At 73.7% G+C, this 18,665-nt stretch carries 13 protein-coding genes; 5 read left to right on the forward strand and 8 right to left on the reverse strand.

Annotation, left to right across the window (positions count from 1 at the left end; translation table 11 throughout):
- Nucleotides 1-3: 3 nt before the first annotated feature.
- The 5 genes from resB to hemL all read right to left on the reverse strand — a co-directional run bounded on the left by resB (nt 4) and on the right by hemL (nt 5,212).
- Nucleotides 4-1,680 (reverse strand): cytochrome c biogenesis protein ResB, encoded by a 1,677-nt coding sequence (gene resB / locus ACZ6ZR_RS15275; protein ID WP_465642576.1) that lies wholly within the window; start codon nt 1,678-1,680, stop codon nt 4-6.
- Entirely contained in the window at nt 1,680-2,456 is a 777-nt protein-coding gene (locus ACZ6ZR_RS15280; RefSeq protein ID WP_465642577.1) for a cytochrome c biogenesis CcdA family protein, read from the reverse strand. Before ACZ6ZR_RS15280 ends, resB begins: the two co-directional genes overlap by 1 nt.
- Nucleotides 2,453-3,049: a TlpA family protein disulfide reductase gene (locus ACZ6ZR_RS15285; protein WP_465642578.1), complete on the reverse strand. Its 597-nt coding sequence runs from the start codon at nt 3,047-3,049 to the stop codon at nt 2,453-2,455. Before ACZ6ZR_RS15285 ends, ACZ6ZR_RS15280 begins: the two co-directional genes overlap by 4 nt.
- Before the next feature lie 128 nt (nt 3,050-3,177).
- Complete coding sequence (locus ACZ6ZR_RS15290) at nt 3,178-3,828, reverse strand: histidine phosphatase family protein (protein WP_465642642.1); 651 nt, start codon at nt 3,826-3,828, stop codon at nt 3,178-3,180.
- A gap of 52 nt (nt 3,829-3,880) precedes the next feature.
- Nucleotides 3,881-5,212 carry a glutamate-1-semialdehyde 2,1-aminomutase gene (hemL, locus tag ACZ6ZR_RS15295; RefSeq protein WP_465642579.1) on the reverse strand — a complete coding sequence of 444 codons (1,332 nt, stop codon included), beginning with the start codon at nt 5,210-5,212 and terminating at the stop codon, nt 3,881-3,883.
- A 416-nt stretch (nt 5,213-5,628) separates the two neighbouring features.
- On the opposite strand from hemL, the gene ACZ6ZR_RS15300 reads away from it, so the two are divergent.
- On the forward strand, nt 5,629-6,117 hold the full coding sequence (locus ACZ6ZR_RS15300) for a hypothetical protein (RefSeq protein WP_057231582.1): 489 nt from the start codon (nt 5,629-5,631) through the stop codon (nt 6,115-6,117).
- A gap of 33 nt (nt 6,118-6,150) precedes the next feature.
- On the opposite strand, the gene ACZ6ZR_RS15305 is transcribed toward ACZ6ZR_RS15300, so the two are convergent.
- Nucleotides 6,151-7,248, reverse strand: a complete 1,098-nt coding sequence (locus ACZ6ZR_RS15305; protein WP_465642580.1) for a DUF6081 family protein — start codon at nt 7,246-7,248, stop codon at nt 6,151-6,153.
- Between the two features lie 415 nt (nt 7,249-7,663).
- Between ACZ6ZR_RS15305 and ACZ6ZR_RS15310 the strand changes: the two genes are divergently transcribed.
- From ACZ6ZR_RS15310 to ACZ6ZR_RS15320, 3 genes are all read left to right on the forward strand, one after another.
- On the forward strand, nt 7,664-10,912 hold the full coding sequence (locus ACZ6ZR_RS15310) for an AfsR/SARP family transcriptional regulator (protein WP_465642581.1): 3,249 nt from the start codon (nt 7,664-7,666) through the stop codon (nt 10,910-10,912).
- Nucleotides 10,913-11,229: 317 nt separating this feature from the next.
- Nucleotides 11,230-11,931: an ABC transporter ATP-binding protein gene (locus tag ACZ6ZR_RS15315; protein ID WP_465642582.1), complete on the forward strand. Its 702-nt coding sequence runs from the start codon at nt 11,230-11,232 to the stop codon at nt 11,929-11,931.
- A complete protein-coding gene (locus ACZ6ZR_RS15320) occupies nt 11,928-14,336 on the forward strand; it encodes an FtsX-like permease family protein (protein ID WP_465642583.1) in 2,409 nt (802 codons plus the stop codon). Before ACZ6ZR_RS15315 ends, ACZ6ZR_RS15320 begins: the two co-directional genes overlap by 4 nt.
- A 135-nt stretch (nt 14,337-14,471) precedes the next feature.
- On the opposite strand, the gene lysA is transcribed toward ACZ6ZR_RS15320, so the two are convergent.
- Nucleotides 14,472-15,737, reverse strand: a complete 1,266-nt coding sequence (gene lysA / locus ACZ6ZR_RS15325) for a diaminopimelate decarboxylase (protein ID WP_465642584.1) — start codon at nt 15,735-15,737, stop codon at nt 14,472-14,474.
- A gap of 138 nt (nt 15,738-15,875) precedes the next feature.
- On the opposite strand from lysA, the gene ACZ6ZR_RS15330 reads away from it, so the two are divergent.
- Nucleotides 15,876-16,742: an NAD-dependent epimerase/dehydratase family protein gene (locus ACZ6ZR_RS15330; protein WP_465642585.1), complete on the forward strand. Its 867-nt coding sequence runs from the start codon at nt 15,876-15,878 to the stop codon at nt 16,740-16,742.
- A gap of 58 nt (nt 16,743-16,800) precedes the next feature.
- On the opposite strand, the gene ACZ6ZR_RS15335 is transcribed toward ACZ6ZR_RS15330, so the two are convergent.
- Complete coding sequence (locus tag ACZ6ZR_RS15335; RefSeq protein ID WP_465642586.1) at nt 16,801-18,432, reverse strand: RICIN domain-containing protein; 1,632 nt, start codon at nt 18,430-18,432, stop codon at nt 16,801-16,803.
- Between the last annotated feature and the right edge of the window lie 233 nt (nt 18,433-18,665).

The following is an 18,665-nucleotide window of genomic DNA, read 5'->3' on the forward strand; positions in this document are numbered from 1 at the left end:
CGTCTACTCCTTGGAGTCCTGTGCGGTGCGGGCGGGGGAATCTGAGTCTTCGTCATCGACGGCCGGGGCGTCGTCCTGGAGCTCGACCGCGAGTTCGGCCAGCTCCTCGGCGATCTTGGCGGACTCGCTGCGGGCCAGGCCGGCCAGCTCGACCAGGGTGCGGCCGTCGGAGCCCGCCACCGCGCGGACCCAGATCCGGCGGCGCTGGATGAGCAGCGAGCCGATCAGGCCGAGGATGGCGCAGACCGCGCCGAGCAGGGCGACGGCGTTGCCGGGGCGGTGGGAGACCTCGAAGCTGGCCCACTGCTGGTAGCCCTCGAAGGTGAGGGTCCCGTAGCCGTCGGGCAGGGTCCAGGCCTGACCTGGCTTCAGGCGGGCGCGGGCGAGGTCGCCGTCCTGCTTGAGCTGGGTGAGCTTCTTGGTGTCGAGCTGGTAGACGTTCTGCGGCAGGCCGGAGTCGGTGCCCAGGTCGCCGGCGTAGGCGGTGAGCACCAGCAGCGGGTCGGCGGCGGCCGGGAAGAGCGAGACCGGGCCGGTCTTCTCGAAGCTCTCCGGCGCGGTCGGCAGGAAGTAGCCGTTGAAGCCGAGTTGGGTCTTCTGGCCGTCCTTCTGCCCGTAGTCGCTGACCTTGATCACGCCGGTGGAGGTGAGGTTGCCGTCCTGCGGGAGGAAGGCGGTCGGGCCCGAGTAGACCTTCTCGCCGGCGGCGTTCTTGACGGTGACGACCGGGGCGTAGCCGTGGCCGATCAGGAAGACCTTGGAACTGCCGACCTCCAGCGGGTGGTTGACCTCGATGTCGCCCTTGGTCAGCTTGGACTGGTCGCTGCCGCTCCAGTACCGCACGTGCGCGGTGAACTGCCGGGCGGAGCCGGCCTGCGGTCCGGAGGTGGCGAACTTGGAGGTGAAGTTGTCCAGCTTGAAGCCGAACGCGTCCAGGTCCTCGACCCCGTAGAAGGCCGAGCCGGTGAAGTCGTCCAGCTGGGTCGCGGTGTTGGAGTAGCCCTGACCCTCGATCACCAGCTTGCCGCCGGTGCCGGCGGCCAGGCTGGCCCAGGCGAAGCCGGCCAGCAGGGCGAAGAGCGAGAAGTGGAAGAGCAGGTTGCCCGCCTCGCGCAGGTAGCCCTTCTCGGCGGCCACCGAGCCGTCGGCCAGGTGGGTGCGGAAGCCGCGCTTCTTCAGCAGCGCGTACGCGGCGGCGTTGACGGCCTTGGCGTCGGCGCCGGTGTGCCAGGCGGCGTGCACCGGCATCCGGGTCAGGTTGCGCGGGGCGACCGGCGGGCGGGAGCGCAGCACGCCGACGAACTGCCAGGTACGCGGGACGATGCAGCCGGCCAGCGAGACGAATAGCAGGATGTAGATCGCCGAGAACCAGGCCGAGCTGTAGACGTCGAACAGCTGGAGCTTCTCGTAGACCGGCGTGACGGTCGGGTGGTCGGCCTTCCAGGCGGCGACCTTGAAGGCGTTCTTGCCGGTCTGCGGGATCAGCGAGCCGGGGATGGCGGCGAGCGAGAGCAGGAACAGCAGGATCAACGCGACCCGCATCGAGGTGAGCTGACGCCACGTCCAGCGCAGCCAGCCGAGCACGCCGATGCCGACCGGGCCCTGGTCGCCCTCCTCGGGGGCGGAGGTCAGCCGCTCCGCCTCGTTCTCGGCGCTCTCGACGTCGGTGTGGGTGGTCATCAGATTCCGATCGAGGTGTCGCCGAAGGAGGACTGGAGCTCGGAGACCAGGGTGTCCCAGACACCGGTGACCAGCAGCAGGCCGACCGCGACCAGCATGCCGCCGCCGATCCGCATCACCAGCTGGTAGTGCCGCTTGACCCAGCCGAAGGCACCGAGCGCCCTACGGAAGGCGAGGGCGGCCAGCACGAACGGTACGCCGAGGCCGAGGCAGTAGACGAGCATCAGCAGCGCGCCGCGCCCGGGCGAGGCCTGGTTCCAGGCCAGCCCCTGGATCGCGGCCAGGGTCGGGCCCATGCACGGGGTCCAGCCGACACCGAAGACCAGGCCGAGCAGCGGGGCTCCGGCCAGGCCGACGGTCGGGCGGCGGTGGGTGCGCAGCTCGCGCATCGAGAAGCCGGGCAGCAGGCCCATGAAGGCCAGGCCCATCGCGATGGTGAGCAGGCCCAGCACCACGCTGATGGTCTGCTGGTGGTCCTGCAGCGTCTTGCCGAAGAAGCCGAACAGCGCCCCGCCCGAGACGAAGACGACGGTGAAGCCGAGGACGAAGAGCAGCGAGCCGAGCAGCATCCGGCCGCGCTTGCCGCCCTTGGCGTCGGCCAGGTCGGCGGCCGAGAAGCCGGTGACGTAGCTCAGGTAGCCGGGCACCAGCGGCAGCACGCACGGGGAGAAGAAGGAGACCAGGCCGGCCGCCAGGGCGATCGGCAGGGCGAGCAGGATCGCACCGTTGGCCACGGTCTCGTTCTGACCGAACGACGCCAGGAGTGCGGCGCTCACTTCGCCTCGTCCACGACGGGCTTGATCAGGCTCTCCAGGTCTTCGCTGGAGAGGGCGCGCATCGCCCGGCCGGCCAGCTTGCCCTCGCGGTCCACCACGATGGTGGTGGGGATGGACTGCGGATTGAGGCTGCCCTTGGGGAACTTGAGGATCTGGGTGCCGTCCGGGTCGAAGATGCTCGGGTAGGTCACGCCGAAGTTCTTCTCGAAGGCAACCGCGTTGGCCGGCACCGCGTCCCTGGTGTTGATGCCGAGGAACTGCACTCCCTGGTCCTGGTACTTGGCCCAGACCTCCTGGAGGCCCTTGGCCTCGGCCCGGCACGGACCGCACCAGGAGCCCCAGATGTTGAGCACCACGACCTTGCCCCTGTAGTCGGCGAGCTTGGCGCTGCCGCCGTCGAGCAGGGTGCCGCCGATCTCCGGGGCGACCTCCCGGGAGCCCGCCTTGGCGGTGTCGAGACCGCCCTTGCCGGTGACGAAACCGGTCTGGCCGTCGGAGCTGGCGGAGTCCGCCGTGCAGCCGGTGAGGGCCAGGGCGGCGGCGGCCGCGAGGGCGGCGGCGGGGCGGAGGAAGCGGCGGGTCGTCCCAGACATGTGAAAAGTTTCGCATGGCTCCCGGGCCCGTTTTAGGGGGGTCCTACGTTGACCGTGGGACCCCCCTTGACCTGCGGCGATCGTTCTTATGATCCCCTTAAAACGGACAAACCGGTGTTGACGTCCCGTCAGGCGCCGAAGCTCTTGCCCACGGGTGCGTCGCCCTTCTTGCCCTTGCCGACCAGGTGGGCCGGCAGCAGGTCACGGGCCGGCTCGCGGTAGCCGATCGAGACGATCTTGTCGCCCTCGTACGTGAAGCTGGTCAGCGAGGCCAGCGAGCACTGCCGGCGGCGCGGGTCGTGCCAGAGCCGGCGGCGCTCCGCGAAGGAGCGGGCGGTCCAGATCGGCAGCTGGTGGCTGACGCAGACCGCCTCGTGGCCGCGCGCCGCGTCCCGGGCCTTGGCGAGGGCGCCCATCATGCGCACCGCCTGCTCGATGTACGGCTCGCCCCAGGACGGGCGGAACGGGTTGGTCAGGTACTTCCAGTACGAGGGGTTCTTCAACGAGCCGTCACCGACCCCGAAGGTCTTGCCCTGGAAGATGTTGTCCGCCTCGATCAGCTGCCCGTCCACCGCGACGGTCAGCCCGTGCGACTTGGCGATCGGCTCGGCGGTCTCCTGGGCGCGCTCCAGCGGGGAGGCCACCACGTACGTGATGTCCCGGCCCGCCAGGTCCTCGGCCACCCGGTCGGCCATCTGCCGGCCGAGGTCGGAGAGGTGGTAGTCCGGCAGGCGGCCGTAGAGGATGCCCTCCGGGTTGTGCACCTCGCCGTGCCGCATCAGGTGGACGACGGTGATGTCCTTGCTGCTCACTTGTTCGGGCTCCCCCGGATCAGGCCTGCGCCTCCGCCGCCGCGCGGGCGGCGGCGGGCAGGGCGGCGGCGATCAGTTCCACGGCGCGCTCGTCGTGCGCGGCCGAGACGAACCAGGACTCGAAAGCCGACGGCGGGAGGTAGACCCCCTGCGACAGCATCGACTGGAAGAAGGCGGTGAAGCGGAAGGACTCCTGACGCTTCGCCTCCTCGTAGTTGGTGACGGCCTCGTCGAGGAAGAAGACCGAGAACATGTTGCTCGCGGTCTGCAGGCGGTGCGCCACGCCCTCCTTGGCCAGGGCCGCGCTCACCAGGCCGGAGATCTCCGCGGAGACCGCGTCGACCTTGGCGTACACCTCGTCGGTGCAGTGCCGCAGCTGGGCCAGGCCGGCCGCGGTGGCGATCGGGTTCCCGGAGAGGGTGCCCGCCTGGTAGACCGGGCCGGCCGGGGCCAGGTGGCCCATCACGTCGGCACGGCCGCCGAAGGCCGCGGCCGGGAAGCCGCCGCCCATCACCTTGCCGAAGGTCAACAGGTCCGGCGCCCAGCCCTCGTGGGCCGCCTCGACGCCGTACCAGCCGGCCTTGGAGGTGCGGAAGCCGGTCATCACCTCGTCGGAGACGAAGAGCGCGCCGTTGGCGGCGCAGAGCTCGGACAGGCCCTTGTTGAAGCCCGGCAGCGGGGGCACCACGCCCATGTTGCCCGGGGAGGCCTCGGTGATCACGCAGGCGATCTGGCCGGGGTTCTGCTCGAAGGCCGCCCGGACCGCCGCCAGGTCGTTGTACGGCAGCACGATGGTGTCGCCGGCCTGAGCGCCCGTCACCCCGGGGGTGTCCGGCAGGCCGAAGGTGGCGACGCCGGAACCGGCCGCGGCCAGCAGCGCGTCCACGTGACCGTGGTAGCAGCCCGCGAACTTCACCACCTTGGCCCGGCCCGTGAAGCCGCGCGCCAGCCGGATCGCCGACATGGTCGCCTCGGTACCGCTGGACACCAGCCGGACCTGCTCGACCGGGGCGATCCGGTCGACGATCTCCTCGCCCAGCTCGACCTCGCCCTGGCCGGGGGTGCCGAAGGAGGTGCCGCGGACCACCGCCTGCTGCACGGCCTCGATCACCGCCGGGTGGGCGTGGCCGAGGATCATCGGCCCCCAGGAGCAGACCAGGTCCACGTACTCGCGGCCGTCCGCGTCGGTCAGATAGGGGCCGGTGCCGGACACCATGAACCGCGGGGTGCCGCCGACGGCGCGGAACGCGCGCACCGGGGAGTTGACGCCGCCGGGGGTCACGACCGACGCGCGGTCGAACAGCGACTGGCTCCGCGGGGCCTCGTAGGGGTAGTTCTTCGGGTTGGTCACCCGGACATGGTCTCAAATCGTGTCCTGGACCTCCGCATGTCGGACCCGAACATCTGGAACGATGATCGGAGATGTGCCGGGGTGTGACCGAACCGGACTGTACGGTCTGTAGTGTCGTCGGTACGGTTGTCCGTACCGCCCCGCATCTGACGGTCCGTCCGCCGCTGCACACGCACGTCGGAATGTGACCGGCAGGCCGTGTACGACGGCGTGGAGCGGGTAGTTGGCACGTTCGGAGGGACACCGAGCGTGCGGGGGTCTGTCGATTCCGGCGAATTCCGGTGAGGATGGTCCGAGTGTCCGAGGCGCAGGACGGCCACGAGGAGGCCGCGGGTGGCTCCCGTCGGCGTGCCTGGCGGGCCGGTGCTGCTGGTGGGGGTGCGGGTTCGGGCAGGGGAAAGCGGGGTGAAGGCAGCGTGGGAGTCACCTACAAGTACTTCGGAGCACCCGACCGGGCCACCGCCGCCAGAGTCCCCACCGCCCTCGGCCCCGGCGGCCTGGGCCTGGACGCCGGAGAGCTCGGCTCGCTCGGCCGCCTCGGCGACCTGATGGAGACCAGCGGCTCACCCAACGGACACCTGTCCACCAAGATCAAGCCCGAGACCATGTCCGCGATGGTCCTCACCGGCATCCAGGGCGTCCCGCTCCACCAGGTCCCCCCGCTGGAGCTGGTCGTACTCCACCCCGACTACGCCGTGGTCCAGCTCCCCCACACCGTGGTCGAACCCCTCCGCAAGGCCGACGAGACCGAGCTCGGCGCCGCCGCCTTCATCTGGTCCACCGTCCCGGACCGCCGCGGGCCCCGGGACGCCTTCGTCATCTACACGATGCTGCACGAGTGGCAGGACTTCGCCAACCGCCTGCACGACGCGGGCCACCAGCTGTACTGCCTCGTCTGGCCGTGACCGGACGAGGCGTCAGCTCCTCGGGGTGCGGTCTCAGAACGAGGTGACGGTGACCCGCTCGACGTCCAGGCGGGCGCCCTGGCCCCAGAGGCGACTGGCCGGCAGGCTCTGCTCGTCCACGAAGGTCTGCGGGGTCGGCGCGCCGGTGGCCGGGGCGTAGTAGGTGCCCGGCTGGTCGGTCAGCCTGGCCAGGCCCGGACCGGTGGCGCTGCCGCCGTCCAGGATGGTGAACATCGCGATGCCGCAGGAGAGCTGGCGCGGCGTCACCTTCTCCTCGGTGCCGCCGAGGTCGAGCACCAGGTTGCTCCGGTCGGCCGGGCGGAAGCCGAGGTCGGCGGCCCTGTAGACCTCGCGGCCGTCGGCCCGGTAGGAGACGGTGCCCGCGGCGCGGTCGTAGGAGATCGACAGGTCGTGCTTCTGGCCGGGCCGGCGGTCGGCCACCGGGACCGCGTAGGAGAACGCGGCGTAGGTGTGGCCCGGCTGCGGGAGGCGCTCGTAGAAGGCGTAGAGCTTGCTGTTGGTGACGAAGAAGTCGAAGACCATCAGCGACTCGAAGTCCACCATCGAGACCGCGCCGGAGGCCAGCCGCAGGTCGCTCTGCGGGTCGGTGACCGCCGCGCCGAACGGGTGCCGCTCGGTGCCGTAGGTGCGGGCGGCCATCCGGGAGCCGCAGGTGAGCTTCTGGCCCGGCACCGCGTCGAAGCCGGGGTAGCCGGTGGAGGCGGTGGTGTTGGCGTAGGCGTACCACTTGACGTGGTCGGCGGTGCCGGCGCCGCCGGTGTGCTCCTGGCCGGTGGTGTAGGTGAAGGCGGGCTTGCCGGTGAGCGGGTTGCGGCCGCCCGGTGCGACCGTCAGGCCCTGGGCGGAGGTGGTGGGGACACCGTCGCCCTCGGGCCGGTCGCCGGTCGCGAAGAACTTCCACTTGGCGTCCGGGCCCTGGGACTTGAAGCCGTCCTGGAAGGTGTCCCAGAACTTCAGGTACCCGCCGGCGGTGGCCGGCACCCCGGCCGGGGCGTCCGCCGCCCCGTCCGCCGCCCCGCCCGTCGCCCCGGCCGGGAGCGCGGCGGTGGTCGCCGTCAGGGCCACTGCGGCCAGGAAGCTGAACAGGCCTCTTCTGATGGTCTTCTGCACGGTGTCACGACTCCCCGTCGGTTCCTTCTCGGTCGGCCTCAGCCTGCCGAGGCGGGCAGCACGCCGACAGGGGCGGCCGGTGACTCCGTCAGTTCCCCCGCCCCGACCCGGCTGCCCCGGAAGGGAGCTGACGATCCGTCAGCGGAGGGGCGCCGTCCGACCGGGCGGGCACGGGGCCGGGCGGGGGTGTGACGGAATCGGATCCGTCTGCGCTTCTCCTCCTCGGGGACGATCGCGGGCGGGGGCCGATGCCGGCTCATGACGCGGGTTCCCTCCCGGTCGGGATTTCGGGCCGGGCCGTCCTGCCGGGCTCCGCCCAACAAACGATCAACGCCGGGACTCCGGTGTACCGTGGGGCCGCCCGCTCCGGACAACGGGGATAGGACGTGGGCGGAGCGAACAGTGGGGGGACCACATGGCGGAGCGCACCGCCCCGGGCGGACAGCCCGAGGGGGCACCGGTACCGGCCGTGCCCGGGCACGGACCGGAGGGGTTGGCCGGGCCGGAGTGGCCGGATCCGGACGAGGGCCTCTGCTTCCAGTTGCTGGGACCGGTGCGCGCCCGATTGGACGGCCGTGAGCTGGAACTCGGACCGCCGTGCCAGCGGGCCGTGCTGGCCGTGCTGCTGCTGAGCCCGGGCCGGCCGGTCCGCACCGAGGAGTTGGTGGAGGCGCTCTGGGGGCCGTGCCCGCCGGAGCGCGCGGCGGAGGCACTGCGCCGGTACCTCGGGGGGCTGCGCGCCGTCCTGGAGCCCGAACCGCCGAGCCGCGCGCCGGGTCGCGCCCCTGGCCCGCTCCTGCGGTCGGGGCCCGGCGGCCACACGCTCGCGGTGGCACCGGTGACGGTGGACGCGCACCGGTTCGAACGCCTGCTGGCGGAGGCCGCCGCAGTCGGCCGTGCGGCCCCGGGCCGGGGCCGGGGCCGCACGGTGACGGCGGACGGGCCTCGGCCCGAGCTGACGCTGAGCCGGGCGCTGGCGGAGTGGAGCGGCACGGCGCTGGCCGGGGTGCCCGGCCCGTACGCGGAGCGGCAGCGCACCCGGCTGACCGAACTGCGCCTGCGCGCCCAGGAGGAGGTGCTGGACTGCCTGCTGGCGGCCGGCCGGCCGGCCGAGGCGGTGGCCGAGCTGCAGACCCTGGCGGCGGCCCACCCGCTGCGCGAGCGGCCCCGGGCGCAGCTGATGCTGGCGCTGTACCGGAGCGGGCGGCAGGCCGAGGCGCTAGGGGTGTTCGCCGACGCCCGGCGGCTGCTCCGGGCCGAGCTCGGGGTGGAGCCGGGGGTGCGGCTGGCGGACCTCCAACGACGCATCCTGACGGCCGATCCGACCTTGGACGGCCCGGTGCTGGACCGCCCGCCGCTGGACCGCCCCAGCCTGGACGTCCCCGGCCCGGAGGGCCCGAACGGCTCGGCCGAGCCGGCCCTGCGGAGCCGTGCGGTGCACGCGGACGGCGCTGGGCACGCGGACGGCGCGGAGCACCGGGACGGCCCGCCGCACACCGTCCCGGCCCCACGGGACCCGCTCGGCCGGACCACCGCGCCCCGGCTGCCCCGCTCGCTGCGCCCGGCCGCCGCCCCCGGCCTGCCGACGCCCCGTGAACTGACCGCCGACGTGGCCGACTTCACGGGGCGCCGGGAGGCCGTCGAGGAGCTCGACAGCTGCCTGCGGCCCGATCCGGCCGGCGCGGTGCCGGTCTGCGCCGTGACCGGCCCGGGCGGGGTGGGCAAGACCGCGCTGGCGGTGCACGTGGCGCACCGGGTGCAGGAGCGCTTCCCGGACGGCCAGTTGCACGCCGACCTGCACGGGGCGAGCCCGACCCCGGCCGAGGCCGGGGCGGTACTGGCGGCCTTCCTGCAGACCCTGGGCGTCCCGCCCGCCTCGATCCCGGAGGACGTGGACCAACGGGCCGCGCTGTACCGGTCGTTGCTCGCGGGCCGCCGGGTGCTGGTGGTGCTGGACGACGCCCGCGGCACCGGGCAGATCGGTCCGCTGCTGCCGGCCGGCGGCGGCTGCGCGGTGCTGGTCACCAGCCGCTCGCGCTCCCTGCGGCCGCCCGGGGCCCGGCAGTTCGAGCTGGAGGCGCTGCCGGCCGGGGAGGCGGTGGAGCTGCTGGCGGCGGTGGCCGGCCCCGAGCGGGTGGCGGCCGAGCCGCGGGCCGCCCGCGAACTGGTCGAGCTCTGCGGCCGCCTGCCGCTGGCGGTGCGGATCGCGGCCGGGCGGCTGCGGGCAGCCGAACCGGGGCCTTCCGCAAGCGAGTTGGCCGAGCGGCTGCGGGCGGCGCACCGGTGGCCGGGCGAGCCGAGGGCCGGTGGCGGGCCCGCCGTGGAGGCGGTCCTGGAGCTGGGCCTGTCCGAGCTGGCGGCCGGACCGGCCCACGCCTTCCGGATGGCGGCTGTCGCCGAGGCGGTCGAGCTGCCGCTGGACGCGCTCGCCGCACTGCTCGGGCACACCCCCGAGGAGACCGAGGACCTGGCCGAACTCCTGCTGGACGCCGGGCTGTTGGAGCCCTACGGCTCGGGCAGCTACCGGTACCACGACCTGCTGCGGCAGTACGCCCGGCGGCTCTCCGAACAGCTGGACCCGGTCGAGGGCCGGCAGGCCGCGCTGGCCCGGCTGCTCGACCACCTACTGGCCACCGCCGTGAACGCCGCCCGGCTGATCGAGCCGGACCACGCACTGCACCACGGCCTGCACCCCACCGAGGGCCCGGGGCTACCGCTGGCCGACGCGGCGGCGGCCCGGCGCTGGCTGCGCGAGCGGCACTCGCTGCTGGCCGGGACGGTGGAGCGGGCCCTGCGCGAACTCCCTTCGGGCGCCCGGCCCGCGGTGGACCTGCTGCTGGTCTGGTACGGCCTGGTGGAGGGCCCGGCGCACCGTCAGGAGTTCCAGCGGCTGATCGAGCTGGCGGCCGGGGCGGCCTGGGAGCAGGGGAACCCGGCCGCCGAGGGGCGGGCGCACTACCTGGCCGGGGTGCTGCACTACGGCACCGACGCCTACGGGGTGGCGGAGCGTCAGCTGGCCCGGAGCCTGGAACTGGCCGAGCGGGCCCGCGACACCGTCGGGCGGCACCTGGCGGCGAACGCCCTCGGGGTGCTCCGACTGGCCACCGGGCGGCCCGAGCAGGCCCTCGAACTGCTGTTGACAGCACGTGAGTTGGCGGAGCGCACCGGAGACCGGGGCAGTGCCGCGCGGGTGCTCTCGGCGATCTCCCGGGTCCGGCTGGCCCTGGGCGACCCGGAGCGGGCGGTGGCGGACGCCCGGCGGGCCGCCCGCGACGCCCGGGAGGTGGCCGACGGCTCCGGGCTGGCCCGGGTGCTCTACCAGTACGGCTGCGTACTGCGGCAGGCCGGGGAGCCGGCGGCGGCCGCGGAGCGGCTGACCGAGGCGCTGGAGCTGTTCCGCACGCACGGCACCGGGGACTGGGAGGGGCTGACCCTGGCCCGGCTCGCCGAGTGCCGCCTCGACCAGGGGCGCCCGGAGGCGGTCGGGCTGGCCGCCCGCGCCCTGGAGATCACCGAGGAGGTCGGCCACACCTACGGCCAGGCACTCGCCCAGACCGTACTCGGCCGCGCCACCGGCGACCGCGGCCGCCTGCACGCCGCCCTGGCCCTCTTCGACCGCCTCGGCGCCCCCGAAGCCAAGGCCGTCCGCGAACTCCTGTCCTGACCCGCAGCAGGGCCCGGCAGGGCAGGCGCTCAGGGGCGCGAGGAACTGCGCGAGGCGGAAGGCACCCCACCTGCAACTGAGGGCACGTCAGCCAGTTGCACGTGCTGCGGCCCTGGCCTTGGGGAACGGCAGCACGTGCAACTGACTCGTGTGCCCCGACCTCACGCTCGGCCGCGTTCCGAACTCGCGCAGTTCCTCGCGCCCCTGGTCTGCCCTGCCGGGCCCCTATGCACTCGGTGTATACCTCGTGTGTATAGTCGGCCGCAGCGGGCCGCCGGAGGGGTATGGGCCCGACCGAACCACACGGAGCCGTGCGAATGACCTCGCCTGCCACGCTTCTGTCCGCCCGGGGCCTGACCAAGACCTTCGGCCCCACCCAGGCCCTCAGCGACGCCTCGGTCACCGTCGGGGCCGGTGAGATCCTCGCCGTGATGGGCCCCTCGGGCTCGGGCAAGTCGACCCTGCTGCACTGCCTGGCCGGGATCACCCGCCCCGACGGCGGCTCGGTCAGCCACCGGGGCCGCGAGCTGACCGACCGCAGCGACGCCGAGCTGAGCGAGCTGCGCCGTACCGAGTTCGGCTTCCTGTTCCAGTTCGGCCAGCTGGTGCCGGAGTTGAGCTGCCTGGAGAACGTCGCCCTGCCGCTGCGGCTGAACGGCGTCCGCCGGGCCGCGGCCGAGCGGGAGGCGGCCGAGTGGCTGGAGCGGCTGCAGGTCGCCGAGCTGGCCGCCAAGCGGCCCGGCGAGGTCTCCGGCGGGCAGGGCCAACGGGTCGGCGTGGCACGGGCGTTGATCACCCGTCCGTCGGTGGTCTTCGCCGACGAGCCGACCGGCGCGCTGGACTCGCTCAACGGCGAGCGGGTGATGTCCCTGCTGGCCTCGGCCGCCAAGGAGACCGGCGCCGCCGTGGTGCTGGTCACCCACGAGCCCCGGGTGGCCGCGTACGCCGACCGCGAGATCGTGGTCCGGGACGGCCGCACCACCGACGGCCGCACCACCGATCTGGAGACCGCCGCATGAGCAGCACCACCACTCGCCCGGAGCGGCCCGGCCGCCTGCGGGCCACCGCGCAGCTGGCGCTCGGCGCCCGGCTGGCGCTGGGCAGCGGACGGGAGGGCCGGGGCCGCCTGCTGCTGACCGCCGCCGGGGTCGCCCTCGGTGTGGCGCTGCTGCTCTTCACCGCCTCCTTTCCCGGCATCATCGAGCACCGCAACCAGCGGCTGTACCTCCAGAACGACACCTTCGGGGACGACGGGATCCCCGCGGCCACCGACCGCAGCGTGCTCCTCGCCCGGGCCGACACGGTCTTCGACGGGGCGCCCGTCCGGGGCCGGGTGGTGCGCCGCGAAGGCGCCCACGCCGCCCTCCCCCCGGGCCTGGCCGCGTTCCCGGAGCCGGGCAGGATGGCCGTCTCGCCCGCGCTCGCCCGGCTGCTCGCCGAGCCCGGCAGCGAGCTGCTCCGGGAGCGGCTGCCCTACCCGGTGACCGGCACCATCGGCCCGGACGGGCTGCTCGGCCCCGGCCAGTACGCCTACGCGCTCGGCTCGGACGCGCTGACCGTGGACGGCGGCGCCCTGCGGGTCGAGGAGTTCGGGCACTTCTCCCCGCCCAAGGAGATGGACTCGCGGCTCGTTCTGCTCAACGTGGTCGGCCTGATCGTGATGCTGGCCCCGGTCGGGGTCTTCCTGGCCGCCGCCGCCCGCTTCGGCGGCGAGCGCCGGGACCGCCGGCTGGCCGCGCTCCGGCTGGCCGGGGCGGACCGGCGGATGACCGCCTGGTTCGCGGCCGGCGAGTCGCTGGTCGGCTCGGTGCTCGGGCTCGCCCTCGGGCTGGTGCTCTTCCTGAGCGGCCGTCAGCTGCTGGAGAACGTCACCGTGGCCGGCTTCAGCTTCTACGCCGGGGACGTCTCCCCGCACCCGGCGATCGCCCTCGCGGTCACGCTGGCCGTGCCCGCGCTCGCGGTGCTGGTGACGCTGGGCGCGATGCGCCGGGTGACGGTGGATCCGCTGGGCGTGGTCCGGCGCACCGGCCGGGAGCGCCGGCGGATCTGGTGGCGGCTGGCCCTGGCCGCCTTCGGTCTGCTGGTGACCGCCGGGGCGATGATGCTCCCGGGCCCCACCGGCCCCGGCTTCGACGACCGGGACGGCCTGCTCAACCCCGTGCAGAGCACCTTCGGTTCGCTGCTGGTCTCCTTCGGCGTGCTGCTGATGCTGCTGGCGGTCTGCACCCTGCTGCCCTGGCTGGTCGAGGCGCTCATCCACCGGGCCCGGGGCGGGCCGCTCTCCTGGCAGCTGGCGGTCCGCCGGCTCCAGCTGGGCGCCGGCCCGGCGGCCACCGCGGTCAGCGGTGTGGTGGTCACGGTGGCGGGCGCGATCGCCCTGCAGACGCTGTTCTTCGGGGTCAGCGGTGCCTACTCGGTGCGCCAGCCCGGCAGCAGGGACTTCGTCTACCAGCACACCGTGGACTTCCCCGGCGGCGCCGCCCGCTCCCAGGAGCTGGCCGAACGGCTCGGCCGCTCCACCGGCGTGGCCAGGACGGCCGGCTTCACCGAGTTCCCGCTCTACGGCCCGCCCGGGCGGGAGTGGGACGGCGGCGAGGTCCGGATCGCGGGCTGCGCGGTGCTGGCCGAGTTCGCCACCCTGCCCGGCTGCAAGGACGGCGACGCCTTCCTGACCGGCCCGACCGGTACCGGCCGGGCGGCGGCCGGATCGGCCCTGGAGCCCGGGGCCAAGGTCCGGGCGATGACCTTCCAGGGCGAGGGGCAGGCTCCGGAGTGGACCGTCCCGGCGATCACCGCCACGGTGCCGAGCCGGGTCGGCGTCAACCCGGACGACGTGTTCAAGCCCGGCGGCATCCTGCTGCTCACCCCCGGCGCGGCCCCGGCCGGCATCCTGCGCGGCCAGCCCGCGACGGTGCTGGTCGCGATGGACCCCTCGGCGGCCGAGCCGTTGGCCCGGCTGACCACCGACGCCATGGTGATCTCCCCGCTCTCGGAGACCGGCCACCCGCTGATGCAGGACCAGGACCACACCTACCTGGCCGTCAAGCGGGTGCTCACCGCCGGGGCCGGGCTGACCCTGCTGCTGGTCGCGGTCAGCCTGCTGGTCGGCCAGTTGGAGCGGCTTCGCGAGCAGCGGCGGATCCTCGGCGTGCTGTACGCCTTCGGCACCCGGCGCCGGGTGCTGGCCGCCTCGGTGCTCTGGCAGACCGCCATCCCGATGGCCCTCGGCCTGGCACTGGCCGCCCTCGCCGGACTCGGCATGGGCGCGGTGCTCCAGTACACCGCCGGGCTGGAGTTCCTGATGGACTGGGGCTCCATGCTGGCCCTCACCGCCTGCGCGGCGGGCGCGGTGCTGCTGGTCACGGCGGCCGGCCTGCCCGCCCTGGTCCGGCTGGTCCGGCCCGGCGCACTGCGGCACGAGTAGCAGGTGTCACCCTGGGGCTGAGCCCCGCAGGGGCGCGAGGAACTGCGCGCTCCGGGAGGCGGCCGACCTGCAGCTGACTCACCATCAGCCAGTTGCAGGTGCTGCCGTTCCCCTGCGGGGCTCAGCCCCGGGGCGTCAGGCCTCCAGGGCGAGCAGCTCCTCCACCGTCTGGCGGCGGCGGATCAGCCGGGTCTCCTCGCCGTCCACCAGCACCTCGGGGATCAGCGGGCGGGTGTTGTAGGTGGAGGACATGCTCGCCCCGTAGGCCCCGGTGTCGTGGAAGACCGCCAGGTCGCCGACCTCCACCCGGGGCAGCGGCACCGCGAGCACGTCGCCGCCGGGGGCCTGGGTGAAGACGTCGCCGGACTCGCAGAGCGGGCCGGCCAGCACGGTGTCCACCGCCGGGGCGGTCAGCGGGGCGCCGTCGCGGATCGCGCTGACCCGGTGGGCGCTGCCGTACATCGCGGGCCGCATCAGGTCGTTGAAGCCCGCGTCCACCAGCACGAAGTGGTTGGAGCCGACCGGCTTGTGGGCCCGCACCTCGGCCGCCAGCACCCCGGAGCCCGCGACCAGGAAGCGGCCCGGCTCGATCTCCAGCCGGACGGGGTGGCCGAGTTCGGCGGCCAGCTCCTGCCGGGCCGCGTCCCAGATCCGGAAGTACCGCTCGGTGTCCACCTCGGGCTCGCCCGGCGCGTACGGCACCGAGAGCCCGCCGCCCGCCGAGATCGCCCGGACGTCCCGCCCGGCGAGGCGGACCTGCTTGAGCATGGTCTCGCAGACCGCCTCCAGGTGGCCGTAGTCCACCCCGGAGCCGATGTGCATGTGGAAGCCGGTCAGGTCGAGCCGGTGACGGTCCACCAGCTCCAGCGCCTCGGCGAGATGCTCGTGCCAGATGCCGTGCTTGCTCTGCTCTCCCCCGGTGTTGGTCTTGCGGCTGTGGCCGTGCCCGAAGCCGGGGTTGATCCGTATCCAGACCCGGTGCCCGGGGGAGGCCTGGCCCAGCTGGTCGAGCATCTGCGGGGAGCCGGCGTTGACCGGCACGCGCAGCTCGACCACCCGGCGCAGGGTGGCCCGGTCCAGCAGGTCGGCGGTGAAGACCACCGGCTCGTCCTCGCCCCGCGGTTGGTAGCCGGCCCGCAGCGCGCGCTCCAGCTCGCCCAGCGACACCGAGTCCACCGCCACGCCCTGCTCCCGCATCAGCCGCAGCAGGTGGGTGTTGGAACTGGCCTTCTGGGCGTACCGGATGGTGTCGAAGCTGCGCAGCCGGGCGATCTGGCCCCGGATGGTCTCCGCGTCGTAGATCCAGACCGGGGTGCCGTGCTCCTCGGCGACGGCGGCGATCCGGTCGGCGGCTATCGGGTCGGCGGCGACCGTCTGGGCGGGGCTGGCAGGGCTGGGCATCACGGGCTCCCGGAAGGCGAGGTGGTGCCCGATCCTGCTCGATCCGCCGCCGCGCCCGCAGGGCTGTCCAGCAGTTGAACCGCTCTCTGGACTGTCGATCTTGGAAGAGATCGGGGCCGCCGGGGGTTGGTGGTCTCCATGCGAGAGATCTGTGTGATCGGCGGGAGCCGGTACTTCGGCCGGCGAGTGGTGGAGCTGCTGCGGGACGGCGGCGCCCGGGTGACCTTGGTGAACCGCGGCTCGGCCGAGGCCCCGCCCGGGGTGCGGCACGTCCGGGCCGACCGGGACGACGAGGCCGCGCTGGCCGCGGCGCTCGGCGGCTCGGAGTTCGACGTGGTGCTGGACCAGGTGCTCTACCGGCCCGAGCAGGCCGAGGTGGCGCTGCGGGTCTTCGGCGGCCGGGCCGGGCGGTACCTGATGACCTCCACCTGCGAGGTCTACGACCACGTCCGCGGAGTGCCCGGAAAGCCGCTGGGGGAAGGGGAGTTCGACGCGGCGGCCTGGCCGGGCGCGGAGCCCGCCGGCGACGGCTACGCCGAGGGCAAGCGGCGGGCCGAGGCGGTGCTGGCCCGGCAGACCGAGCTGCCGTACGTGGCGGTGCGCACCGCGCACGTGCTCGGCGGCGGCGCGGCCGACTTCACCGGACGGCTGGCGCACTACGCGGAGCGGATGCGCGCGGGCCGGGAGATCGCCGTGCACCGCCCGGCCGCCCCGGCCACCTTCGCCGAGTACGGCGAGATCGCCGGCTTCCTGGCCTGGGCGGTGGAGCAGGAGTTCACCGGTCCGGTCAACGCCTGCTCCACCGGCGAGGTGGACGTCGTCGAGCTCTGCGCCCTGCTGGAGCGCCAGGGGCTGCCCGCCGCCCGCTTCGCCGAGGGCCCCGAGCCCTCGCCGTTCTCCTTCGGGCACTACTACGGGATGGACAACTCCCGCAGCCGCGAGCTCGGTTACCACTTCTCCGAGCTGACGGACTGGCTGCCCCGGGTGGTCGGCGAGGCGGTGTGAGCCGTGGGGCCCGGCCCCCCACGGGCCGGGCCCCAAGGCCATTCAGGTGGTCGGGTGATCAGGGCAGGTACGCGATGCCCAGCTTGGTGAGCTGCCAGCGCTGCTCTGCCGCGCCGGTGGCGGTGGCCAGTTCGACCACCCGGTTGCCCTGGCCGTCCTTGGCGGTGGAGAGCGCCATCACCTTGGACTGGTCGACGGGGGAGGCGAGTTCGTAGCCCCCGGCGGCCGCGGGGCGGACCAGCCAGCGCTGGTTGTCGCCGCCGTGGCAGCCCCACTGGAGCAGCCGGGTGCCGGCCGCGGTGGAGCCGCCGGTGGCGTCCAGGCACATGCCCTCGTTGCCGCTGAAGGCGAGCGAGAAGCCGCCCGCGGGGCGGGAGTTGAGGACGAAGGACTGGTTCAGCCCGCCGGTCGCCCGGTAGCCGATCGCGGCCCGGCCGTTGGTGGAGTCGCCGTAGGTGCCGCCGCCGGAGAAGTCCAGCACCTGCCCGGTGGCCAGGTTGGTGAGCTGGTACCAGGAGCCCGCCTCGGGCTTGTCGGGGAAGGGCTGACCGGGGGTCAGCGGCTGGATCGAGGTGGTGTTCTGCGGGTTGAGGGTGCAGAACGCCTCGGTGAGCTCCGGCCGTTGGTAGAACTGGTTGAGGCAGACGCCCTCGCCGCGGTAGCCCGCCACCCGCAGGTGATAGGACTGCCGCACCATGTTCATGCAGACGCCCGGGATGCCGATCTCGTGGTCGCAGCCGTTGCGGTCCCGCTCGGAGAGGTCGATCACGTCGCCGTTGGTGTACTCGTACGGCGAGCTGGTCCAGCCCGCGCAGACCTCGTGGCCGTAGGAGACCCGGCGCTGGTCGAGGTAGCGCACGCCCGGCACCCGGGAGGCGGCCTCGCGCAGCGCGTCGCTCAGCGTGGGCACCACCCAGTTGTGGCCCCAGGCCAGGTCCTCGGGGAAGGCCGGGCAGCCGTCGGCCACCTTGCCGACGTAGTCGTTGCGCCGGATGTCCGGGGTGATCGGGGTGAAGTAGGACTGGAACACCAACTGGTAGGCGGAGTCGGCGTATCCGGCGGCCCGCATGGTGGTGCGGACACTGGTGAGCGCGGCCACCACCTTGGGCTTGACCCGCTCGGCCCGGGCGGTGATCGCGTCGCTGCCGATGGTGTCCCGGCAGCCCTTGTCCTTGGGGACCGGGAAGTACTGCTGGAGGCAGCTCATCATGATCCCGCTGAAGTCGAAGTCGTCGTTGGCGCCGATCGTGACGACCACCAGCTTGACGTCGTACTGGGCGGCGGTGCGCGCGAGTTGGACGTCCTGCTTCTCCTCGCCGAAGTCCCCGCTGCCGGGGCCGGTGACCTTGGCCAGCTCGGGGTCGCTGACCAGGTCGCCGGTCTGGGCGCCGGAGCAGGCCAGGTCCACCGGCGTGACGCCGGGGATGTCGGTGACGAAGATCTCCGACTTCCCGTGCCGGTGGCAGTAGTTGGTGGGGGTGTCGGTGCCGGGGGTGTAGGCGTCGTTGGTGTCCGTCCCGGCGCCCTCGCCGGAGATGGCGCTGTCGCCGAGGGCGACGATGGCGGCCGGCTTGGCGTTGACGGGCGCGGCGGGGGCGGCGCTCGCGGCGGCGGTGGGGAGGCCGGCCACGAGGGCGAGCAGCAGGCCGGCGACGGCCGGCAGGGCGGTGCGGCGTGGTGAGCTGAGCACGCGTGACTCCTGGAGGGTGGGGGACCGGAGTTGGTGCGTGGTGCAGGCCCGGAAAAGGTGAGCCTGGCTCACATGCTAGGTACTGACAGGTAACGCAACAAGCCTCGTGCACACGGTGGTTGCACGACGCGGAGCCGCCGCCCACCGCCTCAGGAGGGGAGGCGGGGACGGCGGCTCGGGTACGGCGGAATCGACCGAGAGGCGACCGACGCGCGCGGCGTCAGGCGCTGTCC

The sequence above is a fragment of the Kitasatospora sp. NPDC088742 genome, assembly GCF_055584905.1.